The sequence below is a fragment of the Solwaraspora sp. WMMA2101 genome (assembly GCF_049179175.1).
Lineage (GTDB): Bacteria > Actinomycetota > Actinomycetes > Mycobacteriales > Micromonosporaceae > Micromonospora_E.
On sequence record NZ_JBMHMA010000006.1, the window covers coordinates 5,821,091 to 5,834,185 of the forward strand.

At 73.2% G+C, this 13,095-nt stretch carries 12 protein-coding genes; 8 read left to right on the forward strand and 4 right to left on the reverse strand.

What is annotated here, in order from left to right; genetic code table 11:
• The first annotated feature begins 1 nt into the window (after position 1).
• The 3 genes from ACN28F_RS27525 to leuS all read left to right on the forward strand — a co-directional run bounded on the left by ACN28F_RS27525 (position 2) and on the right by leuS (position 3,724).
• Positions 2-217, forward strand: a complete 216-nt coding sequence (locus tag ACN28F_RS27525) for a monovalent cation/H+ antiporter complex subunit F (RefSeq protein WP_421361537.1) — start codon at positions 2-4, stop codon at positions 215-217.
• The gene (mnhG, locus tag ACN28F_RS27530) at positions 214-600 is read left to right on the forward strand and encodes a monovalent cation/H(+) antiporter subunit G (RefSeq protein WP_289205360.1); all 387 of its coding nucleotides are present in this window, start codon (positions 214-216) and stop codon (positions 598-600) included. Before ACN28F_RS27525 ends, mnhG begins: the two co-directional genes overlap by 4 nt.
• Before the next feature lie 283 nt (positions 601-883).
• Complete coding sequence (leuS, locus tag ACN28F_RS27535) at positions 884-3,724, forward strand: leucine--tRNA ligase (protein WP_289205361.1); 2,841 nt, start codon at positions 884-886, stop codon at positions 3,722-3,724.
• Between the two features lie 60 nt (positions 3,725-3,784).
• Here leuS and ACN28F_RS27540 read toward each other — a convergent pair whose 3' ends face one another.
• Complete coding sequence (locus ACN28F_RS27540) at positions 3,785-4,207, reverse strand: winged helix-turn-helix transcriptional regulator (RefSeq protein WP_421360381.1); 423 nt, start codon at positions 4,205-4,207, stop codon at positions 3,785-3,787.
• Between the two features lie 79 nt (positions 4,208-4,286).
• On the opposite strand from ACN28F_RS27540, the gene ACN28F_RS27545 reads away from it, so the two are divergent.
• Positions 4,287-5,114: an NAD-dependent epimerase/dehydratase family protein gene (locus ACN28F_RS27545; protein WP_421360383.1), complete on the forward strand. Its 828-nt coding sequence runs from the start codon at positions 4,287-4,289 to the stop codon at positions 5,112-5,114.
• A gap of 28 nt (positions 5,115-5,142) precedes the next feature.
• Here ACN28F_RS27545 and ACN28F_RS27550 read toward each other — a convergent pair whose 3' ends face one another.
• From ACN28F_RS27550 to ACN28F_RS27560, 3 genes are read right to left on the reverse strand one after another with little or no spacing between them, the layout of a single operon-like run.
• Positions 5,143-5,898, reverse strand: coding sequence for a TVP38/TMEM64 family protein (locus tag ACN28F_RS27550; RefSeq protein ID WP_289205364.1), 756 nt, complete (start codon positions 5,896-5,898; stop codon positions 5,143-5,145).
• Complete coding sequence (locus ACN28F_RS27555; RefSeq protein WP_421361539.1) at positions 5,895-6,593, reverse strand: type 1 glutamine amidotransferase; 699 nt, start codon at positions 6,591-6,593, stop codon at positions 5,895-5,897. The genes ACN28F_RS27550 and ACN28F_RS27555 overlap by 4 nt, the downstream gene beginning before the upstream one ends.
• A 40-nt stretch (positions 6,594-6,633) precedes the next feature.
• Complete coding sequence (locus ACN28F_RS27560; RefSeq protein WP_289210919.1) at positions 6,634-7,854, reverse strand: Mur ligase family protein; 1,221 nt, start codon at positions 7,852-7,854, stop codon at positions 6,634-6,636.
• Positions 7,855-8,346: 492 nt separating this feature from the next.
• On the opposite strand from ACN28F_RS27560, the gene mraZ reads away from it, so the two are divergent.
• From mraZ to ACN28F_RS27580, 4 genes are all read left to right on the forward strand, one after another.
• Positions 8,347-8,778: a division/cell wall cluster transcriptional repressor MraZ gene (gene mraZ, locus ACN28F_RS27565; RefSeq protein ID WP_289205365.1), complete on the forward strand. Its 432-nt coding sequence runs from the start codon at positions 8,347-8,349 to the stop codon at positions 8,776-8,778.
• A 263-nt stretch (positions 8,779-9,041) separates the two neighbouring features.
• Entirely contained in the window at positions 9,042-10,190 is a 1,149-nt protein-coding gene (gene rsmH, locus ACN28F_RS27570) for a 16S rRNA (cytosine(1402)-N(4))-methyltransferase RsmH (protein ID WP_421360386.1), read from the forward strand.
• A complete protein-coding gene (locus ACN28F_RS27575) occupies positions 10,187-10,762 on the forward strand; it encodes a hypothetical protein (protein ID WP_289205366.1) in 576 nt (191 codons plus the stop codon). Before rsmH ends, ACN28F_RS27575 begins: the two co-directional genes overlap by 4 nt.
• Before the next feature lie 6 nt (positions 10,763-10,768).
• Positions 10,769-13,075 (forward strand): peptidoglycan D,D-transpeptidase FtsI family protein, encoded by a 2,307-nt coding sequence (locus tag ACN28F_RS27580; RefSeq protein ID WP_421360388.1) that lies wholly within the window; start codon positions 10,769-10,771, stop codon positions 13,073-13,075.
• The last annotated feature ends 20 nt before the right edge of the window (positions 13,076-13,095 follow it).

Here is a 13,095-nt window from a genome sequence, read left to right on the forward strand (position 1 = left end):
CATGCTGGCCGCGATCGTCCGGCTCGTCGTCGGGCCGACCGACGCCGACCGGGCCGCCGCGCTCGACTTCGGCTTCTTCGTCTTCATCGCCGCCGTCGCGGTCCTGGCCGCCCGGCTGCGGATCCCTGCCCTGCTGGACCTCGTGCTGACCGCGACCCTGGTCGGTTTCCTGGCGACCGTCGCGCTCGCCCGCCTGGTGGAACGGAGGAGCCGGTGAACGTCTCGACGATCCTCGCCACGGTGCTACTGGGCGCCGGCACCCTGCTGATCGGGATCACCGCGGTCGGGCTGCTGCGGCTACCGGACATCTACAACCGGATGAACGCCGTCGCCAAGGCGGCCAGCCTGGGCCTGACCCTGATCCTGCTCGGCGTGCTGACCCTGCTGCCGAGCCCGCGTACCGCTGTCGTGGTGACCGTGGCCATCCTTCTGCAGCTGCTCACCGCCCCGGTCGGCGGGTACGCGCTGGCCCGGGCCGCGTACCGGTCCGGTACGCCGATGTCGGCGCAGAGCCGGTTCGACGACCTCGCCGAGCCGGCGGCGCGGACCGGAACGGATCTGGACGACACCGCGACCCAGCCCGGTCGGGGCCGCGACTGAGCGAGCCCGCGACGGGTACGGCGGACCTCGGCAGGCCCGTCGATGTGAGTTGCGGGTACCGGTAGACTGCCGGTATGGCCGGTGCCTTCCTGCTCCTTCTCCGGCCGTGCTGACCCACCCGGAGGCCTGACCCACGACGGCCCCCGCCCGGTGGCGACAGCACGGCGACCCCTCCTGCGCGAGGGGTTTTTTCATGCCCGGGTACCCCCGGACCCGGGCCGACGCCCGGCCCCCGAACCGACAGATGACAGCCCACGACCGATACCTGAGGTGGCGACCGACGATGAGCGAGGCAGCCGAGACCGGAGCGGACATCCCCCCGTACCGGTACACCGCCGCGATGGCGGGCGAGATCGAACGGCGGTGGCAGCAGCGCTGGGAACAGGACGGTACGTTCCACGCGCCCAACCCGACCGGCCCGCTGGCCGACCCGGAGCATCCGCGTGCCGGCGCCGACAAGCTCTTCCTGCTGGACATGTTTCCGTACCCCTCCGGGGCCGGGCTGCACGTCGGTCACCCGCTGGGCTTCATCGGCACCGACTGCTACGGCCGCTACCAGCGGATGGCCGGGCGCAACGTGCTGCACGCGATGGGCTTCGACGCGTTCGGCCTGCCCGCCGAGCAGTACGCGGTGCAGACCGGTCAGCACCCCAGGACCACCACCGAGGCCAACATCGAGCGGTACCGGGCCCAGCTGCGCATGCTGGGGCTGGCCCACGACGACCGGCGGTCGGTGGCCACCACCGACGTCGAGTTCTACCGCTGGACTCAGTGGATCTTCCTGCAGGTCTTCAACTCCTGGTACGACGCCGACGCCGGCCGGGCCCGCCCGGTCAGCGAGCTGATCGCCGCGTACGAGTCCGGGCAGCGGGCCACCCCCGACGGGCGGGCCTGGTCGGAGCTGACCGACCGGGAGCAGCGCGAGGCGGTCGACGCACACCGGCTGGCGTACATCTCCGAGGCACCGGTCAACTGGTGTCCGGGCCTGGGCACCGTACTGGCCAACGAGGAGATCACCGCCGACGGCCGCTCCGAGCGTGGCAACTTCCCGGTCTTCAAGCGCAACCTGCGGCAGTGGATGATGCGGATCACCGCGTACGCCGACCGGCTGCTGGACGACCTGGAGCTGCTGGACTGGCCGGAGCCGATCAAGCTGATGCAGCGCAACTGGATCGGCCGGTCCACCGGTGCGCATATCACCTTCCCGACCGACGCCGCGCCGATCGAGGTCTTCACCACCCGCCCGGACACCGTCTTCGGTGCCACCTACATGGTGCTGGCTCCCGAGCACACCCTGGTCGATGCGCTGGTGCCGGTGGCCTGGCCGGAGGGCACCCGGCCGGCGTGGACCGGCGGGCACGCCACCCCGGCCGAGGCGGTCGAGGCGTACCGCAAGCAGGCCGCCGGCCGCACCGACGCCGAGCGGCAGGCCGAGAGCCGGGACAAGTCCGGGGTCTTCGTCGGTGCGTACGCCACGAACCCGGTCAACGGCGCACGACTGCCGATCTTCATCGCCGACTACGTGCTGGCCGGCTACGGCACCGGGGCGATCATGGCGGTGCCCGCCCAGGACGAGCGGGACTGGGACTTCGCCGAGGTGTTCGACCTGCCGATCGTGCGGACGGTGACGCCGCCGGAGGGCTTCACCGGCAAGGCGTACACCGGTGACGGGCCGGCGATGAACAGTGACTTCCTCGACGGCCTGGCGGTGACCGAGGCCAAGGAACGGATCATCGCCTGGCTGGAGGCGGGCGGCCACGGCCGGGGCGCGGTCACCTACCGGCTGCGGGACTGGCTGTTCAGCCGGCAACGCTACTGGGGCGAGCCGTTCCCGATCGTCTACGACGAAACCGGTCTGCCGATCCCGCTGCCGGAGAGCATGCTGCCGCTGGAGCTGCCCGAGGTCGACGACTTCTCGCCGCGTACCTTCGACCCCGACGACGCCGGGTCCGACCCGGAGACGCCGCTGTCGCGGGCCACCGAGTGGGTCGAGGTGGAGCTGGACCTGACCGGGGTGCCGGGGGCCCCCGCCGGCCGGCAGCGCTACCGCCGGGAGACCAACACGATGCCGCAGTGGGCCGGCTCCTGCTGGTACGAGATGCGCTACGCCGACCCGACCAACAGCGAAGCGTTCGTCGACCCGGCCAACGAGCGGTACTGGATGGGGCCGGCGTCGGCGACCGACTGCGGCGGCGTCGACCTGTACGTCGGCGGTGTCGAGCACGCCGTGCTGCACCTGCTGTACGCCCGGTTCTGGCACAAGGTGCTGTTCGACCTGGGGCACGTCTCCAGCGTCGAACCGTTCCGCCGGCTGTTCAACCAGGGCTACATCCAGGCGTACGCGTACACCGACGCGCGGGGCGCCTACGTCGACGCGGCCGAGGTGACCGAACGCGACGGCGGCTGGTTCCACGGCGACGTCGCGGTCGACCGCGAGTACGGCAAGATGGGCAAGAGCCTGCGCAACGTGGTCACCCCGGACGAGATGTGCGAGGCCTACGGCGCCGACACGTTCCGGGTGTACGAGATGTCGATGGGCCCGCTGGAGGTCTCCCGTCCCTGGGAGACCCGGGCGGTCGTCGGTTCGTACCGGTTCCTGCAGCGGGTGTGGCGGGCCCTGGTCGACGAGCACACCGGCGCGTCCCGGGTGACCGACGCGCCCGCCGCCGACGAGGTCCGCCGGCTGACGCACCGGATCGTCGACGGTGTCCGCGCCGACATGGACGGGCTGCGGTTCAACACGGCGATCGCGAAGCTGATCGAGCTGACCAACGCGCTGACCCGGCTGCCCGCGACGCCCCGGGAGGCGGCCGAGCCGCTGGTCCTGATGCTGGCGCCGTTCGCCCCGCACGTGGCGGAGGAGCTGTGGCAGCGGCTGGGCCACACCGGCTCGCTGGCGTACGCCGATTTCCCGGTGGCCGACCCGGCGCTGCTGCGGGCCGCGTCGGTGACCTACCCGGTGCAGGTGGCGGGGAAGGTCCGGGGGCGCGTGGAGGTGCCGGCCGAGGCCGCCGAGGAAGAGGTACGGACCGCCGCGCTGGCCGCCGTCGCCGAACACCTGGGCGGCCGTACGCCGCGCAAGGTGATCGTGGTCCCGGGCCGGATGGTCAGCGTGGTCCCCTGAGGCCAGGGCTCCTGGTGCCGGCGTGCCGGCCCGCAGCGTCAGCTGCGGGCCGGCCCGGGTTCAGCCGGCCGGGTGCTCGCCGGTGCGGTCGTCGTAGCGCTGGCGGGCGGCGGCGATGACCGGTCGGTGCGCGAGTGACCAGTCGGCCAGCGCCTTGACCAGGTGGGTCAGGCTGGCGCCGACGTCGGTCAGCCGGTAGTCGACCTGGGCGGGGACGGTCGGATAGACGGTACGGGTCACCAGCCCGTCCCGCTCCAGCCGGCGGACGGTGAGCGTGAGCATGCGCTGCGAGATGCCGTCGATCGACCGTTGCAGCTGGCGGAAGCGCCGGGGCCCGGCCGCCAACTCGACCACGACCAGGACCGACCACCGGTCGCCGAGCCGGTCCAGCACGTCGCGGATGCCGCAGTCGGGATGCTCGGCGCGCCCACACGGCTCCAGCTGTGCGGCCGGGGTGGTTACCACGGTGTGCGTGGGTGACATGAGAGTGCCTTCTTGTCGGTGCCGACAGGGGACGGGACGATCGCCGCAGGAAGCTACGGCGAGCAGGAGGACGTCCTCAATGATCCTTGTCACGGGTGCCACCGGACACCTCGGCGCGGCCATCGTCGACCGGCTGGGCCGCAGCGGGGCACCGGTCACCGGTGCCAGCCGGTCACCGCGCCCGGGTCTGCGGCACCTGGACTTCGACCGGCCGGCCGACCTCGATCTGCGCGGCGTCCGGACGCTGGTGCTGGTCTCCGCCGGCTACGCCGAGGACGACCAGGTGATCGCCCGCCACCGGGCGGTCGTCGACGCCGCCGTCCGCGACGGGGTCGACCAGGTGGTGTACACCAGCCTGACCACGGCGGGCGACCATCTCGGCTTCGCGCTGGCCCACCGGGTCACCGAACAGCTGCTGGCCGCCAGCGGCCTGGGCTGGACGGTACTGCGCAACGGGCTGTACGCCGAACTGTTCGGAGCGCTGCTCACCTGGGGCCCGCAGGGGCTGGAGTCGGCCTTCGGCACCGGGGCCCTGGCCGCTGTCGCCCGGGCCGACCTGGCCGAGGCAGCCGCGCTGGTCGCCGTCGCCGCGTCGGAGCATGCCGGCCGCCGCTATGACCTGGTCGGCCGGCCGGTGACCGCCGATGAGGTCGCGGCCCGGCTCGGCGTCGGACACCGCACCATCGGTCTGGGGGCGTACCGCGCCCGGCTGGCGGACACAGCGGGTCTGCTGCCGTTCCAACCGCCGATGCTGGTGTCGATCGCGAGCGCGGTGCGACACGGGATGCTCGGTGCCGGCGGCGACGATCTCGTCCGGCTGCTCGGTCGCGACCCGGCCGATCCACTCGACGTCGCGGCGGCCGTGGCGGCGTCGTCCCGGCCCGGTCCAGCTACGCCGGCGCGGTGACGTCGCCGTCGGGTCCGGCCCGGTCCCGCTACGCCGGCGCGGTGACGTCGTGGTCGGGGACGCGGGCGGCGGCGGCACTGGCGCGGACCGCGCGGCGCCACCGCACCAGCAGGACGACGGTGGCCGCCGCGCCCAGCCCGGCGGGCGCGGCGGCCAGCCAGTTGACCTCACCGGGAGCGACCACGGCCGCGCCGAGCACCGCGTAGCCGACGGCGGTCGGCGTCGAGGCGAGCACACTGCCGATCAGGAACGGGGTCAGCCGTACCCCGGTGGTGCCGTAGCCGAGGCTGACCATCCCGAAGCCGCTGACCGGCAGCAGCCGGACCGTCACCACGCCCAGCACGCTCTGAGTGGTGAACCACCGGTCCAGCTGGGCCAGCCGCAGCCGGACCCGACCGGTCCGGCCGGCCAGGCCGCCCGCCGGCGCCGCCGAGGTGCGGCTGGCGACGTACTCGCGGCCGAGCCAGCGGCCGACACCGAAGCCGATCAGCGCCGCCAGCGTCGCCGCGGCCAGGCTGTAGCCGGCCCCGGCCACCGGGCCGAACAGCGCACCCCAGGTCAGCGTGATGAAGGTCCGGGGCACCAGGACGGTCAGCAGCAGCGCGCCGCCGACCACGGCCAGCACCGGTGCGGCCATGCCGAGCCGGTCCGGCAGGCCGGACAGGGCCGCCAGGTCGGGCCGGGGGATCAGCAGGACCAGCAGTCCGCAGCCGGCGATCAGCGCGAGCAGGGCCGCGAACCGGGCCACCGCCGGTTCGCGCAGCGCCTGCCGCAGTCGCCTCATACCCGGATCGCGGCCATCCGTTCGGCCCGCAGCCGGTCGGCCCACATGTCGTTGAGCGGCGGCAGACTGGCGGCACCGATCGCCCAGCGCAGCAGCAGGTCGGCCAGCGCCGGGTTGCGGGCCAGCGCCGGGCCGTGCGCGTACGTGCCCAGAATGTTGCCGCGCCAGGCACCTTCGCTGGCACCGTCGTTGCCCACCCCGGCGGTGACCCGGGCCAGCGGCGACACGCCGGTGCCCAGGTGGGTGCGGCCACCGTGGTTCTCGAAGCCGCTCAGCGGCGGCAGACCGAGCCGGGGGTCGATGTCGCCGGCGAGTTCGCCGACCGCCCGGCTGGGGCCCCGGTCGGAGTGCAGGTCGAGCAGTTCCAGCCCGGTGCACCGGGTGCCCTTGGCGAAGAACGAGGTCCCCAGCAGTTGGTAGCCGGCGCAGACCGCGAAGATCACCGAACCCTGGCTGACCGCCCGGTGCAGCCCGCCGTCGGCGCGCAGCCGCTGCGCGGCGAGCGCCTGCGGGCCGTCCTCGCCGCCGCCCAGCAGGTAGATGTCGGCGGCCTGCGGCACCGCCTGGTCGGAGCGGATCTCGGTCAGCTCGACCGGGATCCCGCGCTGCTGTGCCCGCTTGGCCAGGATCAGCAGGTTGCCCCGGTCGCCGTAGGTGGACAGCAGGTCCGGGTAGATCCAGACCAGTCGCAGCACGCTGGGCCCGCCGATCGACGGGCCGATGGCCGGGAAGGACTCAGTTGACACGGTCCAGCTCCGCTCGGATGTCCTGGAATGCGGTGTAGTTGGCGATGACCTCCAGCCGCCCCGGCGGGACCGAGGCGATCGCCGCGTTCAGCGTCGCCACGTGCAGGAACGGTACGTCGTTGATCTCCAGCCGGACGGCCAGGTCGAACGCCCGGTCGCCGGTGATGAGCACCTGCCGGCCGCGCAGCGGCGAGAAGTCGACGTCGAACAACCAGGAGGTGTCGAGCCCGTCGGGATCCCGGGCGTTGATCGACAACAGGGTCGGTGCCTGCTCGGCCATGTCGAACGCCTCCAGCCAGCTGGCCGGGTTCTTGGCCAGCAGCAGCCGGATGTTACGTCCGTTGCGGACCACCTGGGCGTACCGGCCGGCGACCGAGGTCACCGCGGCCAGCCGGGTCACCGCGTCCACCGGCCGTACGCCGAACTCCGCCGCCACCGCCAGCGCGGTGGCCGCGTTGCCGATGTTGACCTGCCCGGGCAGTTGCAGCACCACCTTGTGCCAGGCGCCGGTCGGGTCGATGACGCCGTCCTCGTCGACCACCCACTCGGGATCCGGGCGCCGCAGCGGACAGCCGTTGCACCACCACTGGTTCTCGGCGCGTTGGATTGCCGAACCGCACTCCGGGCAGACCCAGGAGTCGTCGTGCCAGCGTTGGCCGGCACTGAACCAGGAGACGGCACCGGCGGTGGCGGCGGCCCACACCACCATCGGGTCGTCGGCGTTGGCGATGACCTTGACGTGTTGGTGCTCGGCCAGCGCCACCCGCCACAGTTGGGCCATCATCGCCACCTCCTTGGCCCGGTCGAGCTGGTCGCGGGAGAGGTTGAGCAGGGCGACCACCCGGGGGTTGGTGGCCTCCAGCACCTGGGCCAGGTAGTGCTCGTCGACTTCGAGCACGGCGTACGGCGTCACGCCGGCCTTGGCCAGCGCGGAGGTGTGGCCGGTGGGCATGTTGGCACCGAACGAGTTGGTGGCGACCCGGCCGAGGACGCCGACCGCCGCGGCCGCCAGCCGGGTGGTGGTCGTCTTGCCGTTGGTGCCGGAGACCAGCGCGATCGCCCGACCGGCGGCCAGGTGGGCCAGTAGCTCCGGGTCGATCTTGAGTCCGAGCCAGCCGCCGATCACCGAACCGTCGCCGCGTCCAGCGGCCCGCGACAACGCCGCAGCGGTGCGCGACACCGAACTTGCCACCTTCGCCCGCAGAGGCATCTTCGCGTCCGTCACGCGAGCGAGGTTACCGGACCCCACCCGGCGGCGATCGACGCACGCAGGCGGTTGGCCCGTGCGGGGTGCGGTGCGGCCCCTGCGGTGGTGCGTGCCCGGTGTCCGGACCCGCCCGTGCGGCACTCCACTTTCCTCCACCGCCGCCGCCCGCCGGGTGCGCGGGTGGGCGGAACGGGTGCGCGGGTGGGCGGAATTGGCCGTCCGGGGGGTGAATCCGTTCGGCAACGCCGTACCGGGCGGGAATTCGACGGTCCCTGTCGGAAAGTGGACCGGCGTCGCGTCGCCGTGCCCTCCACCTGGCACCACCCCGATTGACGTGCGGTTTTGTCGAGCAATTGGGCGTGTTCCGGCCGCGATTCTGGTTGCAGGTGGAGGGAAGTGGAGTAGAGTGGGGCGCAATGGCGGGGCCGGGAGGGCCCGCCGGCCCCGGGGGATGCGGCACCGCGAATGCCGTACAAGGGCAAGGGGGGTTGGGCCGTGTTTCTCGGCACCCATACTCCGCGCCTGGACGACAAGGGCCGGTTGATCCTTCCAGCCAAGTTCCGGGACGAGCTGGCGGGAGGTGTCGTGATCACCAAGGGACAGGAACGCTGCCTGTACGTGTTCCCGATGCCGGAGTTCCAGCGGATCGCCGACCAGTTGCGCACCCAGCCGATGACGCACAAGGCGGCCCGGGCGTACAGCCGGGTCTTCTTCGCCAGCGCGCACGACGAGGTGCCGGACAAGCAGGGCCGGGTGACCATCCCGGCGCATCTGCGCGAGTACGCCGGCCTCGCCCGTGACCTGGTGGTGATCGGTGCCAGCAGCCGCGTCGAGATCTGGGATCGGCAGGCCTGGGAGCACTACCTCTCCGAGAGCGAGGACGACTTCGCGGACATCGAGGAGGGGGTGCTGCCCGGCGGGCTGTAGGGCAACGGATGGTCGACACGCTGGCGGCGGCCGGCGGCGGTGGCTGACGCGAGAGCCACCAGTCGGCACCGGTCGCCCGACGTACTGCGAGATCTCCAGCCGCTCCCGCACCTGGCGCCACTTCCCCGGCGCCAGGCGCGTGTTTCCAGCAACGGTTCGCCGGTGGGCGGGAGTAGAGCGGATGGGGATCTGGCGGTACGACGGGCGGCGACACGGGCAACCGGGCGCGGACAAGACGGCAGGCAGGGTCACTGGGGGTCGACATGGGGGAGCTTCGCGGTACGCACGTACCGGTGCTGCTCGAGCGGTGTCTCGAGCTGCTCGCTCCCGCGCTCGGTCGCGGTGACCGGGCAGCCGTACACGTCGACGCCACCCTCGGGCTCGGCGGGCACGCCGAGGCGGTCCTGGCGGCCTTTCCTTCGGTGACCCTGGTCGGGCTCGACCGGGACCGGGAGGCGCTGGCGCACGCCCGGGACCGGCTCGGCGCCTACGCCGACCGGGTCCACCTGGTCCACGCGGTCTACGACGAGCTGCCCACGGTGCTCGACGAGCTCGAACTGTCCGGGGTGGACAGCGTGTTGTTCGATCTCGGGGTGTCGTCGCTGCAGCTCGACGCCGCCGACCGCGGTTTTTCCTACGCCCGGGACGTGGCGCTGGACATGCGGATGGACCAGAGCCGTGGCCGGACCGCCGAGGAGATCGTCAACGACTATCCCCCCGGCGACCTGGTGCGGGTGCTGCGCGAGTACGGCGAGGAGCGGTTCGCCAGCCGGATCGTTTCGGCGATCGTGCGGGAACGGACCCGGCGGCGGATCACCTCGTCGGCGCGGCTGGCGGAGCTGGTGGAGACCGCCATTCCGGCCGCTACCCGAAGAACTGGGGGAAACCCCGCGAAGAGAACGTTTCAGGCACTGCGGATCGAGGTAAACGAGGAGCTGGCAGTGCTCCGCAGAGCACTGCCAGCCGCGCTGGACGCGCTGCACGTCGGTGGCCGCCTGGTGGTCATGTCCTACCAGTCTCTGGAGGACCGGATCACCAAGCAGTCACTGGCGGGCAGGGTACGCAGCAGCGCACCGCTGGAGCTGCCGGTCGAACTGCCCGGCACCGGCCCGACGTTCCGGTTGCTGACCCGGGGCGCCGAGCTGGCCAGCGAGGCGGAGATCGCGGCCAACCCACGCGCGGCGTCGGTGCGGCTACGAGCGGCGGAGCGCATCGGACAGACGGCGGTGGCCGACGTGGGCACCGCCACCCGGGACAAGGGCGGGGCCGCCCGCGAACGGCCCCGCCCGGCACCCACGCACCACCGGCCCGGCGCGGCGGCGCCCGGGCGGACCACACCGGACGGAGCAACCGGCCGGCGGCGACGTCGCGATGGGGGTCGCGACGCGAAAGAACAGGGGGAGGGGAGATGAACGTAGACAAGCGCGACCGCTCGGGGCAGGTCGGTCAGCGCAGCGCCCGGGCAGGCGCACCGCGGTCGGGGGGCCGGACCGCGGCGCGGCGTACCACCTCGACGGGTGGCTACGCGACCCAGGGCAGCGCTGCGCTGCAGGAGCAGCCCATGACCGCGGACCAGGTCCGGGTCAGGGACACCACGGCACCGGCCGGGCCGCCGCAGCTGCGGGTGGCGCCGCCGGCACCGGTCGCGGTGCCCCGGGCACCGTTCATCGCGATGATCCTGGTGGTCGTCGTCGGTGGGGTGCTCGGCGTGCTGCTGGTGAACACGAAGATCAACGAGAACGCGATCCGGATCGGCACGCTGCAGCAGCAGCAGTCCAGCCTGGACGTGCAGGAGCAGCAGCTGAAGAAGGAGATCGCGCAGTACGAGGCACCGAACAACCTGGCGGCCCAGGCCCGCAAGCTCGGCCTGGTCGAGTCCGGTCCGCCGGCGTTCATCCGACTGCCGGACGGGCGGGTGATCGGCGTACCGCAGCCGGCCACCGGTGAGCCGGCGATCACCAGCCCACAGGGGGCAGGGGAGTAGGCCAGCGTGGCTGACCGTGCCGATCCGCCGCGCCGGGAACCGCAGGGTTCCCGGCGCGGCGGTTCCGCTACACCGGGAACCGGCACCGGCACCGGTGGTGGCACCCGGCGCGGCACCGGCCGGACCGGTGGCACCGGCCGGGAGGCCACCCCACGGGACGGCACCGCGCTCGGCGGCATCGCCGACGCCCGTGCCTACACCCCCCGTGGCCGGACCGTGCGGGAGTCGGCCGAACAGCGACGTACCGGGCGGGCCGCCGATCGCAGCCGCGACCCGTTCCGGCCGGCGCTGCAGGTGCTCGACGGCGGCCGGACCACCACCGGCGGCCCGAACCGGTCGGGCGCCACCGGCGGCACCCCGCGTGGCGGCGAGCCGGCCGGTCGCCGGGCGGAGCCGGCCGCCGGTCGGCGCACCGGGTCGGGCGACACCACCCGGCGGACCGGCGCGGGTGCTGCCCGCCGGGCCGGTGGCGCCGCGCCCCGGCCCGGCGCCCAGCGGCGCGTCACCGCGACCGCCTCCCGGGCCGGCGCGGCCCGCCGGGACGGCCCCGCTCGTCGTCGCCGGAGCCTGCCCCGGCTCGCCGACCCGCGTCGGCGGCTGCGGCTGGGCACCTTCCTGACCCTCACCATGTTCGCGGTGATCGGGATCCGGCTGGTCGTGCTCCAGGTAGTCGACGCGCCGGCCTACGCCGACGGCGGCGTACGGGACCGCATCGGCGCCCCGGTGGTGGTGCCGGCGCCACGCGGCAGCATCTACGACCGCACCGGCGCGGTCCTCGTGCACAGCGTCGCCGCCCGGCTCGTCTACTCCGATCCGGGTCTGGTCGAGGATCCACCGGCGGCCGCCGAGGCGCTCTCCCCGTTGCTCGGGATCCCCAGGTCGACGCTGCTGGAGCGGCTGGTGCCGCAGACCCGTCCGGACGGGCAGGAGTCGCGCTTCGAGTTCCTCGCGCGGGGCGTCGACGTCGAGGTGGCCGAGGCCGTGCTGGCACTTGAGCTGGACGGCATCGGTGTCGACTACGACGAGCGGCGCGAGGTGCCGGGCAACGACCTGGCCGCCAACCTGATCGGCTTCGTCGGCACGGACATGAACGGACTGGAAGGCCTCGAGGCACGCTACGACGAGGTGCTGCGCGGCGTGAACGGCCAGCGCGTCGCCGAACAGGGCAACCGGGAACTGCGGCTGGCCGAGATCCCGGGCGGCTACCGGCAGGAGACCGAGCCGCAGCCGGGCAGTTCCCTGGTGCTCACCATCGACCGGGACCTGCAGTTCGAGGTGCAGCGCATGCTCAGCTCCGCGATGTCGGCGTACGTCGACGGGGTGGGTGCCGCCGTGGTGCTCGACGCGCACACCGGTGAGGTGCTGGCCCAGGCCAGCCACCCCACGTACAACGCGGCCGACGCCTGGTCCAGCGACCCGGCCGACCGGCAGGACATCGCGACCACCTTCACCGTCGAGCCGGGTTCGGTGCACAAGGCGCTGGTCTTCGGCGCGGCCCTGGAGGAGGGCCTGATCGAGCCGGAGACCACCTTCGACCTCGGCCCGACGATCCGCAAGGGCGACACCACCTTCCGGGACACCCGACCGATCGAGGCCGGCGTGCAGACCAGCCTGGCCGGGATGTTGGCCTACTCGTCGAACGTCGGGACGATCAAGATCGCCGATCTGCTCGGTCCGGAGCGGCTGTACGCCTACCAGGAGGCGTTCGGGCTGGGCAGCCCGACCGGCGTCGGGTTGCCCGGCGAGGCGGGTGGCCGGGTGCTGCCGATCGACGAGTGGAGCGCGTCGTCGTACGGGTCGGTGCCGCTCGGGCACTCGGTGGACGCCACGCCGCTGCAGATGGCGGCGGCCTACGCCACCATCGCCAACGACGGCGTCTACGTCCAGCCACGGATCATCCGGGAGATCGTCGACGACGACGGCGAGCGCACGCCGGCCGCGCCGCCGACCACCCGACGGGTGCTCAGCGCGGACAATGCCGCCGCGCTCCGCACGATCATGGAGGGCGTCACCACCATCCCCGGTGCCACCGGCACCGCCGCGGCGGTCTCCGGCTACCGGGTGGCCGGCAAGACCGGCACCGGCCGGCTGATCGCCGAAGGCCGGGTGCAGCCGGGCGAGGTGGCCTCGTTCATCGGCATGGCCCCGGCCGACGACCCCCGGTACGTCATCGCCGTGGTGGCGCACGTACCCGGCGGTGGCGGCGGGGAGATCCCGGCACCGGCGTTTCGCGACATGATGCGCTTCACCCTGCTGCACTACCGGGTGCCGCCCAGCGGCACGGCGCCACCGGAGTTCGTGGTGCACCCGTGACGACCTGCACCGGAACTCAT

Coding starts and splice junctions, on each gene's coding strand:
- ACN28F_RS27560 (WP_289210919.1), bottom strand. CDS start 7,854: ATGCCTCTGCGGGCGAAGGTGGCAAGTTCGGTGTCGCGCACCGCTGCG.
- ACN28F_RS27540 (WP_421360381.1), bottom strand. CDS start 4,207: ATGTCACCCACGCACACCGTGGTAACCACCCCGGCCGCACAGCTGGAG.
- rsmH (WP_421360386.1), top strand. CDS start 9,042: ATGGGGGAGCTTCGCGGTACGCACGTACCGGTGCTGCTCGAGCGGTGT.
- ACN28F_RS27550 (WP_289205364.1), bottom strand. CDS start 5,898: ATGAGGCGACTGCGGCAGGCGCTGCGCGAACCGGCGGTGGCCCGGTTC.
- ACN28F_RS27575 (WP_289205366.1), top strand. CDS start 10,187: ATGAACGTAGACAAGCGCGACCGCTCGGGGCAGGTCGGTCAGCGCAGC.
- leuS (WP_289205361.1), top strand. CDS start 884: ATGAGCGAGGCAGCCGAGACCGGAGCGGACATCCCCCCGTACCGGTAC.
- ACN28F_RS27545 (WP_421360383.1), top strand. CDS start 4,287: ATGATCCTTGTCACGGGTGCCACCGGACACCTCGGCGCGGCCATCGTC.
- ACN28F_RS27525 (WP_421361537.1), top strand. CDS start 2: ATGCTGGCCGCGATCGTCCGGCTCGTCGTCGGGCCGACCGACGCCGAC.